Consider the following 24,498-nt stretch of genomic DNA (forward strand, 5'->3'; position numbering starts at 1 on the left):
GCTAGTGTTATCCGTTTTTTGCTATAGTTACGAAATGTTCTAAAGTATCTAAGGCACTTCCTGACAACAGTTTTTGTTCAACCATTTTAGCGGCTTCCATTAAGGACTCAGCTTGGCCTGTTAATACTAATAACGGGGCTGTATTAAGGATGACAGCAGCGTTGTGGGCAGCTTCACCTTCTCCGGCAAGAACCTTTCTAATAATTCGGGCATTGTGTGCAGGATCTCCACCTACAAGGTCTTTAATGGTATATCGTATTTGTCCAAAGTCTTCAGGTGAAACATAAAACTCAGAGATTTTTCCATCGATTAACTGCACCACTTTTGTTTTGTCATGAACGGCAATTTCATCCATACCAGCACCATGAACGACCCAAGCTCTATCTTTACCTAATAGTTTTAAAGACTCAGCCATAGGGCGACAAAGGTCAGCGTCGTACACGCCTATAATGCAGGTTTTGGCTTTTGCAGGGTTAACTAGTGGCCCCAATGCATTAAATATAGTTCTCGTACGAAGCGTATTTCTTACTGGCATTGCATGCTTAATACCGCGGTGGTAATGCGGTGCCATAAGAAACGTTAGATTAGATTCTACTAGGCACTTTTTCGCTACTTCTGGAGTCATATCAAGTGGAACACCTAATTCTGACAACACATCAGCAGAACCAGAGCTAGAAGATACTTTTCTATTGCCATGTTTTGCCATTTTTAGGCCCATACTCGCGGCAACGATTGCACACAAAGTACTGATGTTAATGGTATTCGTTCCATCACCACCTGTACCGCAGTTGTCTATCGTTTCAAAATCTAAATCAGGAAAAGGTATTGCGTTATCTGCGAGTGCCATCGCCGCACCAGCGATCTCTTCTGGCGTTTCGCCACGGACTTTTAATGCACTTAATAAAGCAGCTAATGGGATATCTTCCATTTCTCCGTTAACAACATCTGTAAAAAGTTTGTACGTTTGCTCTTTTGTTAAAGAGCGGTTTGTCATTGCTAAGTGAATGAGGTCTAGCTGTACAGTATTCATATTATTTACAACTTTCCTTTATTAAATAGTTAATACTTTGTTCTAACAGTTTTGAACCTAATGTCGTTAAAATAGACTCAGGGTGGAACTGAAAACCTAAAATTTGATTTTTCTCATCTATAAATGCCATCGGCATTTCTTTGTAGTGACCGATCACCTCTAAGTTTGAGGGTACGGTTGTTGCAACTAAACTATGATACCTAGCTACCGTAAGGTTATTAGGAAGTCCGCTGAAAATAGGGTGATTGTTACATTCTATTATTGATGATTTACCGTGCACTGTTTCACCAGCTAACCCAACGGTACCACCAAAATGTTCTGCTATTGCCTGATGACCTAGACAAACGCCAATAATTGGTAATTTGCCTACAAATGCCCTTAGCATAGTACCCATTATTGGAGAATTAGAAGGGGTTCCAGGCCCAGGCGAGAAAAACAATATACATTCACTGTTTTCACTAATTAGCGCCTCTAGTTTACATTTGAGAACGTCAACCTCTACAGAATTTCTATATACGATTACGTTATGATTTAGCTTTTCCAACTCATCAACAAGGTTGTAGGTAAAGGAATCTTGATTGTCGATAAAAATTATATCTGCCACGTTATGCATTCCCTTCCAATTCTTGTTGATTTGCGTTTAATACAGCTTTAATAACGGCTCTCGCTTTATTACTCGTTTCTTCAACTTCAGAGTCTGGGTCTGAATCAAATACAACACCTGCTCCAGCTTGAACATAGGCCTGCCCATTTTTAACAAATGCACTTCTAATAACAATACAGGTATCCATGTCTCCTCGACCGTTTAGATAACCTACTGCACCCCCATAACTGCCACGCCTTTCTTTTTCTACATCTCTTATTAATTGCGAAGCTTTTATTTTTGGTGCGCCAACTAAAGTGCCCATATTCATACATGCTTGATAAGCGTGCAAAGCATCTAAATCGTCTTCTAATTCACCAATGACCCTCGACACTAAATGCATAACGTAGGAGTATCGGTCGACCTTTAAAAAGTCCTTAACATATCGGCTGCCTGTTTTACTTATTCTAGCTACGTCATTTCTAGCTAAATCGACCAACATTATATGCTCAGAAACTTCTTTTTTATCGTTTCTCAAGTCCAATTCAATTCTTGAGTCTAAGTCTTGGTCAATAGAAACCGTCATTCCTAAAGCCTCGAATTCGTGTACCTGCGATAGGGTAGACTTCTACTTGCTTTGAAGTTGCGTCATATTTAAGGGCTGATTCAGGTGAAGCACCGAACAGCTCAAACTCAGGATGTTTCAGATAAAACATATAAGGGCTAGGATTGTCGGCTTTAAGCTGCTTGTAAGCATTTATTGCACTTTTACAATCTAAAGCGAAACCTCTAGATGGTACAACTTGAAACACATCCCCTTGAATTATATTTTCTTTAAGGTTGGTAACTGTATTTTTAAAGTCTGAGTCTGAAATGTTTGGTATAGCTAAAGAAAAATCGATATTGCGGAATGTAGTTACGATACTAGTTTCATTCGGCAAATTACTTATACTTTTTTTCAGCATTTCTAGGCGTTTACCAATTGCGAAACAAGTTTGATACACCTTTTCACCACTAAAAACATTTCCTATTAGGTCAGTGGAACGTTTTTGATGGTCTATAACTAGCATGGTTTCTGCTAAATAAAAGGAATAATCCGGGCAAGTATTAGTTCCAATGGGCACGTCTGGTAAAGTCTCAAAGTTTGCGATCATATCGTAGGCAAAAACACCGCCTAAAAATACGGAGAATACATCGTCTGAGTTATGTTTAATATCTTGAATAACTGAGCGCAATACCTGAAAAGCATTAAACTGTTTTAATCGAGTACTTTCATCAATGTCAGGCTGCACACCCAAGAATGAAAACTCAATTTTTAAAACGTCTCTTCTTATATCGCAATGGGACGAAATAGGTAGACTTTTATCGGTGAAAATTTCTACCAAATAATCTAATACTGCATCACCATTCTCAGATTTAGCTGTTGCCACCACCTTATTACCAAAACACTCAAAAACAACTGCGGCATCAATAAGCATAAGGCTTTTAAGATTATCTTTGCTGTCTATTTCTGCTGATTCCAATAGCAAACTATAGTCGCTATTGTTAGCAAGTGTTTCAAATGCTTGCGTAGGTGAAGCAATGTAATCACAAGGCATACATATGCTTGTTGCTTCACCGAGTTCGGTTTTAATTTGACTAAATAACATGTTTCAGTTTGCCCTTTATTTTATCCCGAATTACGGGTACAAAAAAACCCGCACAAAGCGGGTTTTCTTTTTCAAATTCGTATCTCAATAGTCAGATACAGATCATCCACCCGCGTTAATTAGGAATCCACCACCAATGCCAGCTGCGAGTTGAATGTAAGTTTATCATCTGTTTGATTCTGCTTTTTAAATTTAAGACCCGCATATAAAAACGCGTTTTAAAGATTATGTCAATGATAATTTTAATCAATGGTAGAGCAATGACCACTGTGGCATAATGCGCGGATGAAAATAGAGACAAATTTAAACCCAAATACTAAGTATGACCTCCACAGCCATACAACCTGCTCAGATGGTGTACTAACACCAGAAGAATTGGTATTTAGAGCAAGTAATAAACAGGTTGATGTTTTAGCAATTACGGATCACGATTGTATTGATGGTATAGCTCGAGCAAAGCAAGAAATTAACGATAAAAACTATGCTGTTAAGATTATTAACGGTGTTGAGGTTTCGACGAAATGGCATGGTTTTGAAATTCATATTGTTGGTCTGTGTATCGATACTAAAAATGAAAATTTAGTGTCCTCTTTGAAACAGCAACAAGAACAGCGCAATGGCCGAGCTTTAAAAATAGCGGCTAAATTAGCTAAAAAAGGGATCCAAAATACGTTTGAGTTAGCTAAAGAATACGCTGGTGACGGTGTTATAAGCAGAACTCATTTCGCTAAAGCGCTAATTAAATTGGGTGCCGTAGCTAATTTTGAGCAAGCTTTCAAAAAGTATTTAGGTAAAGGAAAAGGGGCTTATGTCACTCCTGAATGGATGGAAGTCGAAGACGCAGTTTCGCTTAATTAAAGAGGCTGAAGGTCTTTCTGTTATTGCTCATCCAATACGCTATGATTTGTCGAATAAATGGTTAAGAAAACTAGTAGCTGAGTTTGCCTCTGCTGGCGGAGATGCACTAGAAGTAGGGTTAACTCAAATGAGCCCAGACCAACGCAAGTTTATTTCATCGTTGGCGACGGAACATGACTTATATAGTTCACAAGGCTCCGACTTTCATGCTCCAACGCGCTGGACAGAGTTGGGCAGAGGCCTACACTTAAGCGAAACATGTCGACCCGTATGGACACATGACGATTGGAACGCACCATAATGCAGTTAAAAAAAAATATAATTGGTAAGGAATTAATATGAGCCAGTTTTTCCACATTCATCCTGAGAACCCTCAAGGACGTCTGATTAGCCAGGCTGTACAAATTATTCGCCAAGGCGGGGTAGTCGTTTATCCAACAGATTCTGGGTACGCTATCGGCTGTGCACTGGGCGATAAGAAAGCGATGGATAGAATTGTTCAAATCAGAAAAATAGATAAGAACCATAATTTCACACTGGTTTGTAAGGATTTTTCAGAGATAGCGAATTTTGCTCGAGTAGATAATCAAGCATTTAGAGCCATTAGAGCCCATTCTCCAGGCCCATATACATTTATCTTTAAGGGTACAAAAGAAGTGCCTAAACGAGTTTTAAACGAAAAGCGAAAAACGATTGGTATAAGGATCCCTGACAATAAAATAGCACTAGCGATGTTAGAAGAGTTGGGTGAACCAATTATGTCAACCTCATTACTTTTACCAGGTGAAGACTTTTCGGAATCTGATCCGGATGAAATTAGGTTTAGAATAGAAAAGCAAGTGGACCTTATCATTCATGGTGGTTATCTAATTGAAACTCAAACATCTATAATAGATTTCTCTGAAGGCGAAGCCGAAATCATTAGGCGTGGCGAAGGAGACGTAAGTCTTTTTGAATAGTAATGGTAAACGTTAACGATACAACAAACATGATTCAGCAAGACTTGCCACTTGCATTAGTTAGGGGCGAGATTGTCATTGAACGTCCACAGGATCTTTTTATACCACCAGATGCATTAGAAGTTTTTTTAGATGCATTTGAAGGTCCACTGGATTTTTTACTGTATCTAATAAAAAAACAGAAGTTTGATATTGTTGATTTGCCAATATTTGAGATAACCAAACAATACATGAAATATGTAGATGTTATGCGCAGCCTAAAACTAGAATTAGCTGCTGAATATCTCGTGATGGCGGCGCTTCTAGCAGAGATAAAGTCTAGATTACTGTTACCTAAGCATGACTTATTAGAAGATGAAGAACATGACCCTAGAGCGGAGCTTATAAAAAGGCTTCAACAGTATGAAGTCATTAAAAAAGCAGCAGAAAATTTAGATGAACTGCCCAGATTGGGTAGGGAAGCATTTATTGTTGCAATTGAAGCTCCAGTAACCGATGCCATTGCTGCGAACCGGCCTGAAATAGATTTAAAGGAATTAGTGATAGCTTTTCAAGATATACTAAAAAGAGCTTCTGCATTTAAACATCACGAAATATCTAAAGAGACGCTATCGACACGAGAACGTATGACACAAATCCTTCACAAATTAAGAGAAAGTAATAAATTTGTTCCGTTTGAAAACTTGTTTTTAGTATCTGAAGGGAAAGCAGGCGTTGTTGTTACGTTTCTAGCGATACTAGAATTAGTAAAAGAATCGATGTTAGATGTGGTTCAAGCTTCGGCTTTTGGTGTTTTGCATGTAAAATACAAAGGGGCCGAAATTGAGTGACTTAAAAGTAAATACGCTGTCAAAAAGTCAGTTAAAGTCTATAGTTGAAGCAACTGTGTTTAGCTACTCAAAGCCTATTTCAATTTCTAAAATACAAAGCTTAGTATTTGGCGATGAATTGGTTAAGAAGCTTGAAATTGAAGCTGCCTTAGATTCAATAAAAAAAGATTACAAGAATCGACCTATTCAGCTAGTTGAGCTTGCTAGCGGATTTTGTTTTCAAACTAAAAATGAGTTTGGTCCTTGGATAAATCGTTTGTGGCAGGATAAGCCAACAAAATATAGTCGAGCGTTGTTAGAGACGTTAGCGTTGATAGCTTACCATCAACCTATTACACGCGGTGAAATAGAAGATGTTCGCGGTGTATCGGTAAGTTCTAATATTATAAAAACACTAAGTGAAAGAGAGTGGATAAAAGTAGTAGGGCATAAGGAAGTTCCTGGCCGCCCAGCGCTTTACGGTACAGACAAGGCATTCCTAGATTATTTTGGTTTGAAGTCTTTGTCTGAGTTACCCACTTTAATGGAACCAGAATCTATCGAGTTGATCTCAAGTCGCCTCGAGAACGAATTTAGCGGTAGTGAAACCTCACTGCCTGATAAAGAATAAATAGTAGAGAATTAGATAATAATGAGTGAAAAATTACAGAAAGTACTAGCGCGTTGTGGCGTAGGTTCACGTCGCGAAATGGAAGCATATATAAGTGCAAACAGAGTTAGCGTAAACGGTAATGTTGCAAAGCTTGGCGATAGAGTTGAAGGAACAGAGACTATTAGAGTTGATGGGCATATCGTAGATATTAGGTCTCAAGAAGACGAGATATGTCGAGTTATCATGTACAACAAACCTGAAGGTGAGATGTGTACAAGAAAGGACCCTGAAGGCAGACCAACAGTATATGACCGATTGCCGCAGCTAAAAAATAGCCGTTGGATAGGTATAGGTCGTCTAGATGTAAACACGTCGGGCCTGTTATTGTTTACAAATGACGGTGAACTTGCCAACAGACTAATGCATCCAAGTTACGAAATAGAGCGTGAATATTCTGTTCGTGTTTTTGGTGACGTTACCAATGAAAAGCTTCAAAACTTAACAAAAGGTGTAGAGCTTGAAGATGGCATGGCAAAGTTTGATAGAGTTAAAGCGGAACGTAACTCTGATGATGAAAGCTCAAATAAGTGGTTTAGTGTTAGTCTAAAAGAAGGGCGAAATAGAGAAGTTCGTCGTTTATGGGCATCACAGGAGCTTACTGTTTCTAGACTTGTAAGAGTTAGATACTCTGAAGTTAAATTAGACCGTCGTCTTATTCAAGGTGGCTGGAAAGAGCTAGGTTTAGATGACTTAAACCAACTACGAAAAAAGGTAGGACTTGACCGAGAATTAAGGGAGTTTAACCCGAACATTCAAAAAGAGACGGCTCAGACCAGACGTGTTGCTCATGCTAGAATTAAACGAGCGGTGAAGAAACACAAAGTACGCCAAGCTAAAAACAAGAAGTAATTGTTTCTAATAGATATTACTTCAGGTAACTATCGTTAAGGGCCTTCATAGGCCCTTTTTTATTCTGGGTCTTTATAAGCCTCAAATATGTCAACAAACTCCTGATAGTGCTCTATAAAGATATCCACTAACTTTGGCTCAAACTTTATTCCTTTTTGCTCAAGAATAAAACTGTTTACGGTAGCTTGATCCCAAGCTGGTTTATAACAACGTTTACTCATTAAGGCGTCAAAAACATCTGCAACAGCAGTGATCCGTCCATAAATGTGGATATTCTCTCCGGAAAGTCCTTTAGGGTAACCTGAACCATCCCAATTTTCATGATGTTCACCAGCAATGGTCGCACCGGCCTGAAAAATTGGCTTTTTAAGATGAGCTAGGCTGTTGTAACCAACCTCAGCATGAGTCTTCATTATTTCCCACTCGCCTTTATCTAAGGGTCCTGGTTTATTTAGTATGTTGTCCGGAATCGCAACTTTGCCAACATCATGCAATGGGGATGCAAAAAACAGCTCCTCACACTGGTCATGCTCTAGGCCATATTTTTCAGCCATGACCTTAGAGTACATAGCGACTCTGCGAACGTGATTACCTGTCTCTTGTGAACGAGACTCTGCTAATTCACAAACAGAGTAAATAATATCTTTTTGGGTATCAGAAACTTCTTCGTAGAGCTCAATATTTTCTAAAGCGATAGCAACGTTTTTACAGAATAGTTCTATTAACGAGTAATCGATATCGGAGATTACGGTGCGGCCTTTAATAGATAGTACTAAACGCTTGTCACCGTATTTGTTCGTAAATACAACTTGATCTTTATCGGTTACTAGAGAGTGCGTTGCAAAATTACTACTTTCACGCTCAAAATTTGTATTTAAAAAGTTAAGGTCAGAATCGTGATTTTTATCCATATCTGATGTTAGAGAGGCTAATATATTAATATCTTGTTTTGAACGAGTAGCCATTAGTGCATCATATTCTACTAAAACCATATCCTCTTCTAGGTAGAGAATTGCAGCTAACTGTTCAAGCGCGCCTTGTGCAAACTCTTTAATCGAATTCTTTTCCAAAATAGACGCAGTGGCATCAATTACTTTTTCTAAGCCATGGCGATGCTTATCTAATGCGATAATGTCCCGGTAAGACCGTAAAGCCGTATACAGGACTGAGTGTAGTTTATTCGCAGTGAGTTCAGTTTTTTCGTTATAGCCGTTGATATCATATTTTTCGATGACTTCTAACTCTGGCGCTTGTCCTGGCTGACCAGTGCGAAGAATAATTCTAATATTATGATTGTTTAATTCATTTCTAATATAATTGACGGTTTGTAAACCTGCGTCATCTGTTTCCATCACTACATCTAATAAAACTAAAGAAATATCGTTTCTTGAGCTAATAATCTCTCTAGCTTCCTTACCTGTATATGCATGTAAAAACTCTAGAGGACGTTCTGCAAACGTGAACTGGCCTAACGCTATTTCGGTGATTTGATGGATGCTAGGCTCATCATCAACAATAATGACAATCCAAGGGGCAAGGTTTACTGTCTTCTCTGCTATTCCTGCATCTTCTTCTGGAGCAAACATAAAAGACGAATTCAAACCGTTTGTTGTCATATATTCATTTCCCTTCTAAATTAAAACTAATGAAGTGCTACGTTTAGTGAAGGATTACAAGAAATCCACAACTAAATTAAACAAATAGAAGAGGAATAGTGATTTGTCAATTTTTACACGTACTTTAATCTTAGTTATGGGTACTGCTTTAGCAGCGCTTATTATCCTTATTTTTCTTACCGTTAATTTTAGTAAGAGTTATATCAATGAAAACTTGAACGAACGACTAGACTCCCTTGTACGTGGCCAAGAAATTAAAGTTGAACAAGCATTAGACGGGTTATTAGAAATTGGACCGTCAATATCTGATAACTCCTTACTTTCTTCAATAATAACTAACTATGTTGCGTCCAATAAACCAAAGGATTTTGTAGCGATCAGACAAATCTTGAATGACTACATGGCATCATCAAGCGTATTGGTAAAAATCGAAGCGTTCTCAGCTAACGGCTCCTTATTGGCATCATTGGGTGAGCTAAATGATATAAGTAAAAGCATCAACTTAATTAATGAAAATGAGCCAAATCAATATAGCTTTTTTAAAATAAGTAAAACTAAAATTGGCAAAACATATATTCATACTGCGGAACCCATTATTTATGATGGCAAACTTCAAGGTGTATTAAAAATAGTTCTTGATGTTACAAGTTTTATTGAAACATTTTACGACAATACGGGGTTTGGTGAAAAAGGTTCTTCTCAGGTGTTTGTAATAAATTCAAGCAATCAATGGGTTGAGCTGAAAGATCTAAAACTAGTTGCTGATATCAACCCTAAAGTGACGATAAAAAAAGTATCCTATGATGGCTTTTTAAATAGTTTCTTAGCTCAGCGATTACCTTTTATCACGATAGACAAATTAATTCCGGGTCGAAAAGTCGCAGTAGAAGTGAACATAAATAGTAATGAAGTTTTCTCAGCAATTGACCAGTTTTACAAACAGCTTTTTACTGCTTTTGTGTTAGTACTCATAGCAACGCTACTAATAGGTATGTGGTTTAGTAAACAAATAACAAATCCCATTACCGTGCTAAATAAAAAGGTTGGAGAAGTTGCAGAAGGCCAGAAGGGGGTAGAGATCGAGTTTAAGGACCGAGACCCAACAGAAATAGTTACATTATCAGTGAATATTAGAAAAATGGCGCAAAGTTTATGGCGAATGAATGAAGATCTAGAAGGTATAGTTGAAGAACGTACAGCACAATTAAAAAGGTTAACGGAAAACCTAGAGTTAGCTGTTGATGAAAGAACAAGAGAGTTTCAAGAAGCTAATACGCAGTTACTTGGTGCTTTAGAGGATCTACACGACGCCAAGAATGAGCTGGTCAAAGCAGAAAAAATGGCGTCTTTAGGGGAATTAGTTGCAGGTGTAGCTCATGAGATTAATACACCGCTTGGCGTAGCTGTTACCGGAGTAAGCCAAGCAATATCGCAGCTAAATACTTTAGAAACACATAAGAATTCCGGCTCCTTAACGGCTAGTGGCTTCGACCAATATATTCTAGACAACCGAAACCTTTTAATTCTGATGACTGAACAACTGAATGTGGCTTCAACTCTTATTAAAAACTTTAAAGAAGTCGCAGTGGACCAAAATAACTTTGATGTAAGAGAGTTAAACTTACATGATTACCTCAACAAAGTGTTTGATACGGTAAAGCCAAAGTATAAGCCAACGAATATCCAACTTAAACTAACTTGCCCTCAGGGTATAAATGTATCTACGAGGCCAGGCGCATTTTCACAAGTAATCTCTAATTTATTGATTAATGCGTTAATCCATGGCTATGAAAAAAATGATAGCGGCGTCGTTAATGTAATCTGCAGTAATGATAACGATAGTGTTACTATTTCAATTGAAGATGATGGTGTAGGAATCGCAGAAGGTAATATTGAAAAAATCTTTGACCCTTTTTACACGACAAAAAGAGGACAAGGTGGAAGTGGCTTGGGTTTGAGTATTGTTTTTAATATTGTAACCGAGGCTTTACAGGGTAAGATTGAAGTTAAAAGTGAATTAGGGAAGGGATCACAATTTATAATTGAAATCCCGACAAGACTTAAAGATCAATAGACTGTCCACAAATGCCAATGGATTCATCTGACATTAGGTGTAAATAAGCTGGCATAATTTGCTCAGGAGTTTTTAACTTATTTGCGTCTTCGCCAGGGTAGGCTTTTGCACGCATTCTAGTTTTAGTCGCTCCTGGGTTTATTGCGTTAACTCTCATGCCTATGTGTTCGTATTCGTCGGCCATAGTTTGCATTAAGCCTTCTGTTGCAAACTTAGAAAACGCATATTCTCCCCAAAATGCTCGACCTTGCTTACCAACACTACTTGAAGTAAATAAGACGCTTGGTGATTTCGAAAGTTTTAGTGCTGGAATAAGTGATTGAGTAAGGAAAAATGTAGCTTTAAAATTAACCTTCATTACCTTATCAAACGTTTCTTCATTAATGTGTTCGATTGGATTTAACGAGTTTAATATAGAGGCGTTATTCAATAGACCATCTAAACGACCAAATTGGTCAATAATAGTTAAAGCCATATCTTGATAGTTTTTTACTGTGGCACCTTTCATATCCAATGGAATGATGGCTGGTTGTGGTGCACCTAATTCAACAATTTCGTCGTAAATAGATTCCAATTTTTTAACTGTCTTCCCTAAAAGGATTACAGTAGCTCCATATTTAGCAAAGGTAAGGGCAGCCTGTCGTCCTATACCATCGCCTGCGCCGGTAACTAAAATAACTTTGTCTTTTAAAATCGTTTTATCTTCAGGAAGTTGCAAATTTTTCATATTCAAGCTAATCAACAATTATTATAATAACCGTATGTTACAGGGCATCGCTTTAAAATTCATTACCAGAAACAATTTTTTGTATTGATTTTAAACCTAAGACTAGCTAATTGGATTTATCTAATGTAACTTTGACTGGTCTAAGCTGTTAATATTGTCCCAAATTAAAAAAGACGGAATAACGTCAATAAAAATAATAACTAGGACTCTGGGGAGAGAAATGAAAAAATTAGTACTTAGTTTAGCCATTACAAGTGCGCTCGGGCTTACCGCCTGTGACGATACAACACTTGCAGATGTACAAACAGACACGGCGTCACAACGCTCAGAATTGCAAGCTGCTGCAGTAGCTAAAGCAACAACACCTCGTATCAGCGTGGTATTTAATCCTTCCGCTGGTGAAATTTCAGTACCAAATGACTTGCTATTTAGTGGTTCTACTGACGGTACACTTGAAATGCCATCTGAAACAGCCGCTAAAGCTGCTGGCGAAGAAGTTGACTTTTCAAATCCACAGTCAGCTATTGGTGCTCTAGATGGTTGGGGAACACAGAACTCATTTACTATTGCATTAGATTATTCGTCTGCAAGCGATGTAACTATTGACCCTGCTAGCCTTATGGTTCCTGGTGCAGTAGAACTATATAAAGTAGAAAAATTCCCTAGCTTGACTGATGCAGATTGTATGGATCCAGCTAAGTCAGGTTTGTTATGTAAAGGTGAAGAAAAATTAACATTTGGTGTTGATTTTGTTGCGACGTTAAGCGGTGGTTCAATTGCTGTCGTACCACTCAAGCCCTTTGAAGGCGGCGCAAGCTATGTTGCAGTATTAACTGACAAAGTAATGGACAGCAATGGTAATTCATTACTACCGTCTAGCACTTATTCAAGCATTAAAGCAGATATAAACACGTCTCCAATCGTGTTACCTAGCCTTACAGCTGACCAGTTAAATTCAACGCAAGCTGGTATTCGTTTACTTCAAACAATGATCAACAACTTTGAAGACGTGCTTGAAGGTGATTTAGGTGCTGACGGTGCCTCTATTGTTTACACTCAAGCATTTACGGTTCAATCAGCCGGTTTACCTGCAGCAGATCCGTTACAAGTTGTTAAAAAGTTAAATGGCCAAACATTTGGCGCGATGGCGGCGGCGGATCCAACTTCAGTTGTTATGCCAATGGCACAAGCAATGGCTACGGTAGGTGTTGACGGTGAAGGCAACCCAATACAAGCACCAGTTACGGTTGCCATGGCGTTAGCTCAAGCAGGCGCGATTCCTGCAGACCCAATGTCACAAGCTTATATGGTTTACAACACAGCAAACTTATTTGGTTCTTCGGTAGAGTTACCATACTATTTAGAAGACGGTGTTGATGCACTAACTACTCGCTGGAAAGCAATGTGTGATAGCGGAGCAACGTTAAGCGGTTTGTCTGACGAGCAAAAAGCGGCATTAGCAGCTGGCGCAGGTGATAACCACGAAATGTGTGTACAACTTGGTTTAGCTGATTTTGGTGTGGATACTGCACGTCATTTGACAAAATACAATCCTATTCCAGCTGTACAAAGCGTGAAGGAAGTGCCGGTACAAATTACGGTACCAAATATTGACAATGCTAATATGGTTAGACCAGCATTTGGCCTAATGGATCCTTTAGTTAAGCCTGAAGCAGGTTGGCCAGTGGTTATCCTTCAGCATGGCATAACGTCTAAAAAAGAAGACATGCTAGCGGCAACGGGTATTCTTTCAGCTATGGGCTTTGTAACTGTGGCTATAGACCATCCTCTACACGGCGAACGCGGTTTCGTAGTAGAAGTTGAAGGCATGGACCCTATCGTTGTTAATGCTTCATCTGGCGTGCCAGGTAACAACCCTACCGCATATCTAAATCTTCAAAGCTTGTTATCAGCGCGTGACAATGTACGTCAATCAGTTGCTGATGGACTTAAACTTCGTCTAGCAATCAATGGCCTAGCAGACTTTACAAATCCAATGGCTCCTGATGTAAATGTTATAGATACAAGTAATGTACATTATCTTGGTCACTCGTTAGGTGCTATTACTGGTGTTGATTTCACAGCAGTTGCGAACACACCGACGGGTAATGAGGCACTAGACGGACTGTACAAAATTAACAGTTCAGTTTTGTCTAACCCAGGTGGTGGTGTTGCAAACTTCTTAGTTGAGTCAAAAGCATTTGGCCCACTTGTTCAAGCGTCAGTTATTTATGGACTTGGCAACGAGCTAACAGCAGCTTTAGCGGCTAATTTAGAACCTGCAGCGTTCGGTGCGATTGTCGCAGCTAATCCTGAGCAATGTGGTCCAGCGCTTGATGCAAATTATAATGTAGTTGATCAAAACGTTGCGCTTGTATGTGCATACCAAGCATTACAAGCGAGCGCTACGGAAGAACAACAAGCCGCAATGCAAGCTGGTTTTGCCTCTTTCTCTTTTGCAGCTCAAACTGTATTAGACGCGGGCGACCCTACTAACTATGCTGGTTTATTGAAGCAAACAGGCACTCCAGTTTTAGTCTATGAAATGGTTGGTGACGAAGGTTCTGAAACAGCTGGTTTAGGTTTAAACCCATCTGACTTGGTTGTTCCAAATTCAGTTTCAACTAACTTTATTGCAGGAACAAGCGGTTTAGAAAAGTCTCTAGAGCTTACTAAAGTGACTAACTGTGGTATGTCAGAAACTGGTTTCCAAAGCATTGTTGAATTTAAGTATGGCGCACATAGCACTATCCTTAGCCCGGCAACTGCGTTACCAATGCCTTACCCATCACTGTATTCAGCTGTGAATGCTGAAACATTGATTATGGCTGGTACATTCTTTGGTTCAAACGGTAAACTTATAAATATCTCATCGACAGCTATTGGTGCAGGTATTATTGAAGGACTAGAAGAGAACGCTTGTGAAGCTCCAGCTCCATAGAATTTTCGGTTAGTTAATAAAAACCAGCTTCGGCTGGTTTTTTTGTTTGTGACTGCTAGATCAAATGAAGTACACTTTTTGTTAAATTGTTAAGCCCATCAGGAGTTAAAGTTGGAATTTTTATATGAGTACGGTTTGTTTATTGCGAAAACAGCAACAATAGTTGTCGCGATTGGGTTGGTTTTAGGTTTTATAGCGGGCGCCGCTATTAAGCCAAAAAATAGTAAAAAGGGCGAATTAAACATTGAATACTTGTCAGAAGAGTATCAAGAAGACATTAAAGATTTAAAGAAAGCATTATTATCTAAAGAACAAATTAAAGCCTTTGATAAAAAACAAAAAGCAGAAGATAAAAGCAAGAAAAAAGAAAATAAGAAAAAATCGAAAAGTAGCACTGAAGAGTTAGAAAAGTCGCGGTTATTTGTTTTAGAGTTTGACGGCGATGTTGAAGCAAGCGCAACTGAGTCTCTACGAGAAGAGATAACAGCGATTGTATCGATAGCTGAAGAAGGCGATCGAGTTCTACTAAACCTTGAAAGCCCAGGTGGTGTTGTTCATGGATATGGTTTAGCTTCATCGCAAATAGCGAGATTAAAATCCAAGAATATTCATACAACGGTAGCTGTAGATAAGGTTGCTGCTTCTGGTGGTTACATGATGGCCTGTGTGGCAGATGAAATTGTTGCAGCACCATTTGCCATCATAGGCTCTATAGGCGTTGTTGCTCAATTACCAAATATTAACAAGTTGTTAAAGAAGTATGATGTAGAAATTGAGCAACATACTGCCGGCGAGTTTAAACGTACTTTAACGGTACTTGGTGAAAATACCAACACGGCTAGAACAAAATTTAAAGAAGAGCTTGAAGAGACACATGTACTATTTAAAGAGTTTGTCGCCGACAACCGTCCTTCTGTCGATATTGATAAAGTAGCAACAGGTGAACATTGGTATGGTAGCCAAGCTCTGACGCTAAACTTAGTTGATAGAGTCATGACAAGCGATGACCTTCTACTAGAAGCTGTCGATAAATATGATGTTTATAAAATTGAGTACAAAGTGAAGCACAATATTGCAGAGCGATTCGGTTTCGCTGCTTCTACTGCAATTACTAAAGTGTTAGGTAAACTTAGTACGTGGTCAGTGACAAACACTAAATAAAATGGAATTCACTATGTCAAAACTTAATATAAAGGTTAGTACATCGAGGCTAGCCGTTAATATTCTGAGCGCATTATTCGTAATTAGCGCTAATTCTTATGCCGCTAGCGATACGGAAATATCGTTAGAAAAAATCATGTCTGATCCTAGTTGGATTGCAACAACACCAACATCGCCTAAATGGCTACCGGACTCTAGACATGTCACTTTTAATCAAGACGTAAAATCATCCGCTGTGAATAAACAAATTCGTTTGGACAGTTTGAGTCCAAAGAGTTTTAAAGAAATAGGCTTTGATGAAGCTCACAAAACTAAGTTGTCACAAACAACTTACAGTCTTGATGGCCAGTTTGCAGCATACGTTTTTAAAGGTGATATTTTTTTATGGGATGTAAAAACTAGTAAAGTAACTCAAGTTACGAATACGAGTGACTACGAGTCTTCACCACAGTTTGTAAAAGATAACTTGCTTGGTTATTGGGAAGCTAATCGATTTATTTCTTATAATATTAAGAATAGAAAAGTAAATGAAGTCTTTAAGCTGTCAATGAGTGACAAGCCCGGAGCGCCTAAAGGTCCAGCTGATCTTATAGCGTCTGAGCAACACTCACTTATAAATTATGTAGCCAATAAGCACAAAGATAACATTGAAAGATATGAGTCGAATGAGGCCCTTAAAGCACAGAATAAATTTGCTCATAAAAAGCACTTTTATTTTGGAAAGGGTAACGTACTCTCAGCAGCCAAGGTATCTCCAGATGCTGAGAAAATAATTGTTGTTGTGCAAAAAAAGTCATCTTGGCGCGATGATACGGATGTTATGCCTAACTATATCGCTCAAGATGGTCGTATCGAAGTTGAAAAAGTACGCAGAAGAGTAGCCGATGCTAAACCTGTTCAACAAGAGTTTTGGTTAGTTGATATTGCCAAAGGAGAGAAATTTGAGCTAGCGATAAATTCGCTGCCAGATTTTGATAAAGATGTCTTAGCTGACGTTAGAGCAGAAAACTATGCAGCAGAAGGCAAAGAGTATAAGTCAGAAAGCAAACCGAGAACAATTAACCTAATAGTAGATTGGTCATGGTCACAATCAGCAATACAATGGCACAAGAGCAGTAAACAAGTGGCTATTATGCTTGAGGCTTGGGACAACAAAGACCGCTGGTTATCAACTGTAGATCTCAATGAACATAAGTTTGTAAACCAACATCAATTGCATGACGACGCATGGATAAACTATACGTTTAATGATTTTGGCTGGTTTAACAACAGTGAAAAACTTTACTATTTGTCGGAAGAAACAGGATATTCTCACCTTACACTAAAGATATCGATTCAAAACAAACTAAACAGTTAACTGATGGTGAGTATGAGGTTTCAACCCCTGTTTTAACTAAAAACGATTCACAGTTTATATTTAGGGCGAACGTAAATCACCCGGGTGAGTATCATGTTTATAAGCTGAAAAGTTCTGTTAACAAGGTTATGAATCCAACTGCCATCACCGATAAAACTGGAGAAAATACGTTTTCTTTAAGTCCGGATGAAACTAAGTTGTTGGTTAGTCATTCAAATTTACTAAGACCTAGTGACTTATATACATATACAGTCAAATCAGGTGAATCTACTAGACTGACCAATACAGTTTCAGAAGAGTTTAAAGCGATGCCTTGGACTGCACCAGAAATTGTAGCAGTCCCTTCTACAAACACCGACAAGCCAATTTATGCAAGAGTGTATTACCCTACCGATTATAAAAAGGGTGAGCCAAGGAAAGCAGTAATATTCAATCACGGTGCTGGTTATTTGCAAAATAGCCACAAAGGTTGGTCTGGCTACTTCAGGGAGTTTATGTTCCACAATATGCTTGCACAGCAAGGCTATGTTGTTATGGATATGGACTATAGGGCGTCTAAAGGTTACGGGCGTGATTGGCGAACTGCTATCTATCGTCAAATGGGCACTCCAGAGATTGAAGATCTGTCAGACGGCGTTAACTGGCTCGTTTCAAATGCGAACGTTGATAGAAATAGAGTAGGTACATACGGAGGTTCTTACGGCGGCTTTATGACTTTCATGGCGTTGTTCACACAACCTGATCTATTTCAAGCAGGCGCCGCGTTAAGACCGGTATCTGATTGGGCTCATTATAATGATGGTTATACTTCCAATATATTAAATCGACCTGAAGACGATATGATTGCTTATAGAAAAAGCTCACCAATCTACTTTGCAGAAGGACTAACAAAACCACTGTTGATTAATGCTCCAATGGTTGATAACAATGTCTTTTTTGTAGATGTAGTGCGGCTCGTTCAGAGGTTTATAGAGTTGGAGAAAGAGAATTTCGAAACTGCTATCTACCCTGTAGAGCCACATGGCTTTGTTCAGCCATCAAGTTGGTTGGATGAATATAGGCGAATATACAAGTTGTTTGAGAATAACCTTAATTTAGGTATCTAAGCTTTAAATTAAAATACTATAAAGGCCTTTATTTTATATATAGAGGCTTTTTATTACTATAAATAACAAGAAACCGGTTACTAAACCAAATGCGTGCGCATCAACCGCTACACTAGCGTCAATAAGTTGTTCTGTGCTTTGCGCCGCACCAAAAATATTCTCATAGGCGACTTTAGCGATAAGGCCGATTATTAATAGGTAACCCGTTTTATCTTTATTTTTGATATCTATCATAGCGCCATAAGCTAGAAGAAAATGTAAAACACCGGAAAAACCTGTGTAAATACCGTACTCACTAAATAATGTTACCAATAAACCAACCAATAACATTCCAGCAATACTTAATACCCAAAAATGATGAATTCGATAATGATCGCCATGTAAGGCCCAAACTAATGCAAGTCCCGCTATATTCATCCACATATGAGCATTGTTTGAATGCAAAAACTGTCCAGTGATTATTCTCCATAATTCACCACTGAAAGCTTTGTTGGGTTCGAAATATAGCGTTTCCAAAAAATTATCTGGGATAAGAGAGGCGATAACTATAAAAAAAGCGACAGAAACAGGGCCAATTATATATTTCAGTTGAGTTGGAAACCCTAGCAACGTTAGCTCCTCTTGTTTTTAGGTAGGCTGATGGAAAACTCCATGAGAATTTGATCTGGTTTTGTTACTATCATGTTTTCTTATGATTACTCGAGATTGTTATGCGCTTATTTAGTCTTATTCCTTTAATGTTTGCAAGCTCTGTTTTTGCAGACGAGCCTTCTAGAGCTGTTCCAGAGGCATTTACAGGTCTTAATTATACAAAAGCAAGTTTGAGTACAAATGCGATGGTGAGTGCAGCTAATCCGCACGCCGTTGACGCTGCATTAAAAATGTTAAAAATGGGCGGCACTGCTACTGATGCGGCAATTGCTGCCCAGTTAGTGTTATCACTAGTAGAGCCCCAATCTTCAGGAATTGGTGGAGGAGCATTTTTACTAAGTTTTGATGCAAAAACATCGAAAGTTACTACTTTTGATGGTAGAGAAACTGCACCACAAAACGCGACTCCAGCTCTGTTTTTGGATATAAATGGGAAGCCAATAAAGTGGATTGATGCCGTTATTGGTGGTAAGTCTGTTGGTACACCGGGTGTCATGAGAATGTTGTCAGATGCTCATAATAAAAAAGGCAAGCTACCATGGGCTTCGCTATTTCAGCCAGCTATTGAATTAGCCGAAAAGGGTTTTATGGTTAGCCCTCGATTAGCGTCGCTCGTAAAGATGGAAATGAACCCAGGGTTAAAATTACTTTCACCAGCCAAAGAATACTTTTATCCCAATGGAAAGGCTATCGAAGAAGGAGTGTTACTCAAAAACTTGCCTTTCGCTAAAACGCTTAGAAAATTGGCTGAAAATGGCGTAGAAGAATTTTACACCGGAACAATAGCTAAAGAGATTGTTACAGCGGTACAAACTAGTGAGATTTCCCCTGGCTTATTGTCTTTAAGCGATCTTAAGAAACTACACATCCATAGAAAGGGAGCCTGTTTGTGTCGAATACCAAGCTAGTGACGTATATAAAGTGTGTAGCATGGGACCCCCAAGTTCTGGTGGCGTTACTGTATTACAAATATTGAAACTTTTAGAGCGTTATAATTTAACAGAGTTTCCAGTAGATAGTGCAGAAACAATTCATAGGTACACGCAAGCAGCAAAGCTAGCTTTTGCAGATAGAAATAGATATATAGCGGATAGTGACTTCGTTGATGTTCCGTGTCTAAGATGTTAGCTAGTGACTATTTAGAAAAGCGTTCAAACTTGATAGACGATAAAAAGATTTGGGCAAAGCTAAACCGGGTCGTTTCAGTGATAACCGAATTGCATCTAATGTAAGTATTGAGCAACCAAATACGAGTCACCTCTCAATAGTTGATTCGTTTGGAAACGCGATATCTATGACGACAAGTATTGAAATGGGCTTTGGCTCAAACGTAATGTCAGGCGGCTTTCTACTAAACAATCAGCTAACGGATTTTTCATTGAAACCAAGTGTTAATGGTAAGTTGGTTGCAAACCGTGTTGAAGCCGGAAAAAGACCTAGAAGCTCAATGACACCAGTGATTGTGCTAAAAGACAATAAAGTTTTTGCGTTAATTGGTTCGCCAGGCGGCAGCCGAATTATCAACTATGTAGGTTACGCCTTAATTGGACTGCTTGATTATAAAATGGATATGAAGCAGGTAGTGGACTTACCACGAATTTCTAATCGAAATAGTTACACGTCGTTAGAGAATAGGGCTGAGTTATTAGAAATAAAACCAGAGCTAGAAGCCAAAGGCCATAAAGTTAGAATGCTTAACTTAACCTCTGGTATACACGGAATACTAAAAGTTGAAGGTGGTTGGCAAGGTGCAGCTGACCCAAGAAGAGAAGGGACGTCCGAAGGGCTCTAATTATCTTCTTGCGTATGGGTCACCGGCTATCTTTGATATTAGCCATTGGCCCTTCACTTTTTCAAATTTGACTTCTCTTAAGTCATTAATCTTATTGCCATGATAGAAGCCAGAAAACAAAATATTAACAGACGTTGTTTTTTGTGAAGTGGTTTCTACTTGGCTTAATGTTCTGTCTATTTTTAAGTCGACGCCAGGATCAAACTGTAGATTCAATACGTATCTAGAGTAACCCTTTACGCTTCCATACGACTTAATAATTCGAGCATGCTGTTTGGTAGAATATTTAAGCGCAAGTTCCATATCGGCGTTATTATAAATCGCATCGAAAAATGTAAGAGCTCTATATTCTGGAGCATTGGGATTTGCAAATGCAGGGATGTTGTCACTTTTTTCTTCACAACCTACTAACGGCAGTAATAATATCAAATATAGTAATAAGCTTTTTTTCAGCACTTGTTGTTATCCAATTGAAACGGGACAACAACAAGTGTACTACAAAAGCTTATAAATAAAGTCTTACTGGTTATTGAGTTAGTTCTTGTTCTTCAAATTCACCATCAAATAAAGGTGAGCTTAAATAGCGCTCCGATGCACTAGGTAGAATAACAACAATATTCTTATTTTGTTTTCAGGTCGTTCAGCAAGTCTTTTGGCAGCAACAACAGCAGCACCAGAAGAAATACCAGCTAAAATTCCTTCTTCTTTCATTAGTCTATGTGCCATTTCCATAGTTTCTTCATTAGAAACTTGTTCCACTGAATCTATAAGGCTTAAGTCTAAGTTTTTAGGAATAAAACCAGCGCCTATACCCTGAATCTTATGTGGTCCAGGTGTTAATTCTTGTCCTGCTAATTGCTGACTAATTACAGGAGAGTGGGTTGGTTCCACCGCAACGGACTGTATATTCTTATTCTTTTCGTTTTTAATATAACGAGAAACACCAGTGATAGTTCCGCCAGTACCCACACCAGCAACAAATATATCAATCTTGCCTTGTGTCGCATTCCAGATCTCTGGCCCCGTTGTTTCAAAGTGTATTTGTGGATTCGCAGGGTTTTCAAATTGCTGTAGCAATACAAACTTATCAGGTTTCTGAGCAACAATTTCATTTGCTTTGGCGATTGCACCGCCCATGCCTTTTGGGCCTTCAGTAAGCACTAGTTTGGCACCAAGTGATTTAAGTAGTTTGCGTCGCTCCAAACTCATGGTTTCAGGCATCGTTAACGTAAGCTTATAGCCTCTAGATGCAGCAACAAAGGCTAATGCAATTCCGGTATTACCTGAAGTAGGTTCAATTAACTCTTTACCTTCCGTCAACAAACCTTTTTTCTCAGCGTCCCAAATCATATTTGCACCGATTCGGCACTTAACGCTAAAAGAAGGGTTACGCGATTCTATTTTGGCATATACATTTCCTGTCGTGACTCGGTTTAGTTTAACGAGCGGTGTATTACCTATGCTTTGAGAGTTATCTATATAAATATTATCCATAATGTCCGGAACGTTTGTAAAATTATGTTGACCTTAAAGATAGGCTTTTTAAACGCATAAGAGAAATGCAAATACGTCATATAATATTACTTTTCACAATAAAGAAGGTTTGTTACTAACTAATGGTATGTATATTTGAATACCTGTACTTAATATTTCAGTAGCCTTTAGTAAATGAAATGGTAAACTCACTTTAATATTTCTAATGATAAAAATAAAATAATGGCTAGAAGATTACCCCCTCTAAATTCCCTTAAAGCTTTTGAAGCCGCGGCTAGAAACCTCAGTTTACAAAAGCAGCTGAAGAGCTATTTGTTACACAAGCGGCAATTAGTCATCAAATAAAATTATTAGAAGATCATCTAAGTATTAAACTTTTTATGAGGCGTAATCGCTCTTATTGCTTACGGAAGAGGGACAAAGTTACTACTTAGATATTAAGACATTTTTATTAATCTTTATGATGCAACCGAGCGGCTACTAAGCCGTGGCGCAAAAGGCTCTGTGAGTATTGCAATGACACCTAGTTTTGCGATTCAATGGTTAGTACCAAGACTCAGTGATTTTTCTAAACACAATCCTGATATAGATGTTCGCATTAAAGCTCAGGATCATGACGAAACTCACTAACAGATGACGTTGATGTGGCTATTTATTATGGCAAAGGTCAGTGGAATGGCATAAATGCCGACAAACTGCATACTGAATACCTAATCCCAGTATGCTCGCCGTTATTGCTAGCCCAAAATAATGGCTTAAAGAATCTAGAAGATTTAAAAAACTTTACGTTACTTCACGATACTGCACGCAATAATTGGAAAGATTACATTAAGTCCGTAGGATTAAGGGATATTAACGTTAATCAGGGCCCTATTTTTTCCCACTCCTCTATGGTGCTCCAAGCCGCTATTCACGGCCAAGGAATAGCGTTAGCGCATAGTGTGTTAGCACAGCCGGATATTGAATCAGGGAGGTTAGTGGTGCCATTTACTCAAGCATTGATTAGTGAACGAGCTTACTATCTAGCGTGCCGCGATTCACAAATTGATAGCCCTAAAATAAAAATATTTAGGCAGTGGTTGTTGAATAAGGTAAAAAAGAATCCCAGGGGTTAGCATTTGATTAACGTAATACAAGACGGATATAAAAGAACTACTTATTTAAATGAAGAGGCTAAAGCAACCTTAATATTTGCACATGGTGCAGGCGCCGGAAATAAGCACACTTTTATTGTTGATTATGCAATGTCATTGGCAAAACTTGGGTTTAATGTCGTTACTTTCAATTTTCCTTACATGCAAACAGTCTATGAAACGGAAAAAAGACGTCCACCTAATCGAGCCCCACAGTTATTAGAATACTTTCAGCTAGAAATGGAAATGGTAAAGACAAGTATTGCACCTAAACTGCCGTTATTTCTAATAGGCAAAAGTATGGGGGGGCGAATGGCGAGTTTATTAGCAACAGACGTTAGTAACTTATTTGACGGCTTAATTGTTTTGGGATATCCATTTATACCACCTGGTAAACCAGAGAAGCTTGAAGAACGAATCGCCCATTTTCCTAAAATTGTCAAACCAACTTTGATCCTGCAGGGAGAAAGAGATTCTTTTGGTGGGACCGAATTAATTCAATCATTAAAACTGCCTAAGAACATGCAAACCTTTGCTATTCCTGATGGTGATCATAGTTTTAAACCAAGAAAGGCTTCTGGATATACTGAATTAAGCAACATGCAGTTAGCCGTTAGTAAAATAGAACAATTTGTAACTGGTCAGCTAAATGAATAATATTAACTCTAAATTTGCTTTCATTAGTGCGATTATACTGGGTTTTCTTGCTGTTTCTTTTGGCGCTTTTGGAGCCCATGGACTTAAGGGAATGTTAAGTAACTACCAGCTAGGAATTTGGCAGACCGCGGTAGAATATCAAATGTATCATGCAATAGTTTTGCTATTCACATCGCTATTAAAAGACTCTAAGGCTGCTAGAGTAGCTTCAAAGTTATTTTTATTCGGAAGTCTACTTTTCTCAGGTTCTCTCTACCTTTTAGCGATAACTGAAATTGGCTTGTTAGGTGCTATTACGCCAATAGGAGGTATTTTGTTGTTAGGAGGATGGACAACACTAGTTTTTACATTAAAGGGTAATATTGATAAGGCTTAACGC

General features: G+C 38.5%; 18 protein-coding genes and 5 pseudogenes. 15 read left to right on the forward strand and 8 right to left on the reverse strand.

The features are described 5' to 3' along the window. Positions 1 to 7: 7 nt before the first annotated feature. The 3 genes and pseudogenes from trpD to GNP35_RS04030 form a co-directional block, all read right to left on the reverse strand. Complete coding sequence (trpD, locus tag GNP35_RS04020; protein ID WP_155694755.1) at positions 8 to 1,030, reverse strand: anthranilate phosphoribosyltransferase; 1,023 nt, start codon at positions 1,028 to 1,030, stop codon at positions 8 to 10. Between the two features lies 1 nt (position 1,031). Then, complete coding sequence (locus GNP35_RS04025) at positions 1,032 to 1,643, reverse strand: aminodeoxychorismate/anthranilate synthase component II (protein WP_155694757.1); 612 nt, start codon at positions 1,641 to 1,643, stop codon at positions 1,032 to 1,034. Then, positions 1,636 to 3,262 (reverse strand): annotated as a pseudogene (locus GNP35_RS04030) (anthranilate synthase component 1). Before GNP35_RS04030 ends, GNP35_RS04025 begins: the two are co-directional and overlap by 8 nt. Positions 3,263 to 3,547: 285 nt before the next feature. Here GNP35_RS04030 and GNP35_RS04035 point away from each other — a divergent pair. From GNP35_RS04035 to rluB, 5 genes and pseudogenes are all read left to right on the forward strand, one after another. Continuing rightward, positions 3,548 to 4,421 (forward strand): annotated as a pseudogene (locus GNP35_RS04035) (PHP domain-containing protein). A gap of 37 nt (positions 4,422 to 4,458) precedes the next feature. Then, positions 4,459 to 5,079 carry an L-threonylcarbamoyladenylate synthase gene (locus GNP35_RS04040; RefSeq protein ID WP_155694759.1) on the forward strand — a complete coding sequence of 207 codons (621 nt, stop codon included), beginning with the start codon at positions 4,459 to 4,461 and terminating at the stop codon, positions 5,077 to 5,079. A gap of 2 nt (positions 5,080 to 5,081) precedes the next feature. Next, a complete protein-coding gene (locus GNP35_RS04045) occupies positions 5,082 to 5,909 on the forward strand; it encodes a segregation and condensation protein A (RefSeq protein WP_155694761.1) in 828 nt (275 codons plus the stop codon). Further along, on the forward strand, positions 5,902 to 6,519 hold the full coding sequence (gene scpB / locus GNP35_RS04050; protein ID WP_155694763.1) for an SMC-Scp complex subunit ScpB: 618 nt from the start codon (positions 5,902 to 5,904) through the stop codon (positions 6,517 to 6,519). Before GNP35_RS04045 ends, scpB begins: the two co-directional genes overlap by 8 nt. Positions 6,520 to 6,540: 21 nt before the next feature. Continuing rightward, on the forward strand, positions 6,541 to 7,410 hold the full coding sequence (gene rluB, locus GNP35_RS04055) for a 23S rRNA pseudouridine(2605) synthase RluB (RefSeq protein WP_155694765.1): 870 nt from the start codon (positions 6,541 to 6,543) through the stop codon (positions 7,408 to 7,410). 59 nt (positions 7,411 to 7,469) lie between these two features. Here rluB and GNP35_RS04060 read toward each other — a convergent pair whose 3' ends face one another. Beyond that, positions 7,470 to 9,026: a DUF3369 domain-containing protein gene (locus tag GNP35_RS04060; protein WP_155694767.1), complete on the reverse strand. Its 1,557-nt coding sequence runs from the start codon at positions 9,024 to 9,026 to the stop codon at positions 7,470 to 7,472. 103 nt (positions 9,027 to 9,129) lie between these two features. Between GNP35_RS04060 and GNP35_RS04065 the strand changes: the two genes are divergently transcribed. Then, positions 9,130 to 11,100, forward strand: a complete 1,971-nt coding sequence (locus tag GNP35_RS04065; protein WP_155694769.1) for a sensor histidine kinase — start codon at positions 9,130 to 9,132, stop codon at positions 11,098 to 11,100. Here GNP35_RS04065 and GNP35_RS04070 read toward each other — a convergent pair. Further along, a complete protein-coding gene (locus tag GNP35_RS04070) occupies positions 11,087 to 11,827 on the reverse strand; it encodes a YciK family oxidoreductase (protein WP_155694771.1) in 741 nt (246 codons plus the stop codon). The two genes, GNP35_RS04065 and GNP35_RS04070, sit on opposite strands and share 14 nt — an antisense overlap. Before the next feature lie 220 nt (positions 11,828 to 12,047). Between GNP35_RS04070 and GNP35_RS04075 the strand changes: the two genes are divergently transcribed. The 3 genes and pseudogenes from GNP35_RS04075 (at position 12,048) to GNP35_RS16485 (ending at position 18,392) form a co-directional block, all read left to right on the forward strand. Beyond that, the gene (locus GNP35_RS04075) at positions 12,048 to 14,768 is read left to right on the forward strand and encodes a VolA/Pla-1 family phospholipase (protein ID WP_155694773.1); all 2,721 of its coding nucleotides are present in this window, start codon (positions 12,048 to 12,050) and stop codon (positions 14,766 to 14,768) included. 111 nt (positions 14,769 to 14,879) lie between these two features. After that, a complete protein-coding gene (sohB, locus tag GNP35_RS04080) occupies positions 14,880 to 15,929 on the forward strand; it encodes a protease SohB (RefSeq protein WP_155694774.1) in 1,050 nt (349 codons plus the stop codon). Between the two features lie 13 nt (positions 15,930 to 15,942). Continuing rightward, positions 15,943 to 18,392: pseudogene (locus GNP35_RS16485) on the forward strand (S9 family peptidase). Between the two features lie 33 nt (positions 18,393 to 18,425). Here GNP35_RS16485 and rrtA read toward each other — a convergent pair. After that, the gene (gene rrtA / locus GNP35_RS04090) at positions 18,426 to 19,001 is read right to left on the reverse strand and encodes a rhombosortase (RefSeq protein ID WP_155694776.1); all 576 of its coding nucleotides are present in this window, start codon (positions 18,999 to 19,001) and stop codon (positions 18,426 to 18,428) included. A 101-nt stretch (positions 19,002 to 19,102) separates the two neighbouring features. Here rrtA and GNP35_RS15980 point away from each other — a divergent pair, with 101 nt between their 5' ends. From GNP35_RS15980 to GNP35_RS15990, 3 genes are read left to right on the forward strand one after another with little or no spacing between them, the layout of a single operon-like run. Further along, positions 19,103 to 19,951: a gamma-glutamyltransferase gene (locus GNP35_RS15980; protein ID WP_269139914.1), complete on the forward strand. Its 849-nt coding sequence runs from the start codon at positions 19,103 to 19,105 to the stop codon at positions 19,949 to 19,951. Continuing rightward, the gene (locus GNP35_RS15985) at positions 19,914 to 20,171 is read left to right on the forward strand and encodes a gamma-glutamyltransferase (RefSeq protein ID WP_330997707.1); all 258 of its coding nucleotides are present in this window, start codon (positions 19,914 to 19,916) and stop codon (positions 20,169 to 20,171) included. The genes GNP35_RS15980 and GNP35_RS15985 overlap by 38 nt, the downstream gene beginning before the upstream one ends. 49 nt (positions 20,172 to 20,220) lie before the next feature. Continuing rightward, positions 20,221 to 20,835 (forward strand): gamma-glutamyltransferase, encoded by a 615-nt coding sequence (locus GNP35_RS15990; RefSeq protein ID WP_269139915.1) that lies wholly within the window; start codon positions 20,221 to 20,223, stop codon positions 20,833 to 20,835. On the opposite strand, the gene GNP35_RS04100 is transcribed toward GNP35_RS15990, so the two are convergent. Continuing rightward, positions 20,836 to 21,291, reverse strand: coding sequence for a hypothetical protein (locus GNP35_RS04100; protein WP_155694778.1), 456 nt, complete (start codon positions 21,289 to 21,291; stop codon positions 20,836 to 20,838). It lies immediately after the preceding gene. Positions 21,292 to 21,361: 70 nt separating this feature from the next. After that, a pseudogene (cysK, locus tag GNP35_RS04105) lies at positions 21,362 to 22,329 on the reverse strand (cysteine synthase A). Between the two features lie 222 nt (positions 22,330 to 22,551). Between cysK and GNP35_RS04110 the strand changes: the two are divergent. From GNP35_RS04110 to GNP35_RS04120, 3 genes and pseudogenes are all read left to right on the forward strand, one after another. Next, positions 22,552 to 23,444 (forward strand): annotated as a pseudogene (locus tag GNP35_RS04110) (transcriptional regulator GcvA). A 3-nt stretch (positions 23,445 to 23,447) separates the two neighbouring features. Further along, positions 23,448 to 24,119: an alpha/beta family hydrolase gene (locus GNP35_RS04115; protein ID WP_230961300.1), complete on the forward strand. Its 672-nt coding sequence runs from the start codon at positions 23,448 to 23,450 to the stop codon at positions 24,117 to 24,119. Further along, positions 24,112 to 24,495: a DUF423 domain-containing protein gene (locus tag GNP35_RS04120; RefSeq protein ID WP_155694780.1), complete on the forward strand. Its 384-nt coding sequence runs from the start codon at positions 24,112 to 24,114 to the stop codon at positions 24,493 to 24,495. The genes GNP35_RS04115 and GNP35_RS04120 overlap by 8 nt, the downstream gene beginning before the upstream one ends. Positions 24,496 to 24,498 lie beyond the last annotated feature (3 nt).

It is taken from the genome of Psychrosphaera haliotis, from assembly GCF_009728465.1.
GTDB lineage: Bacteria > Pseudomonadota > Gammaproteobacteria > Enterobacterales > Alteromonadaceae > Psychrosphaera > Psychrosphaera haliotis.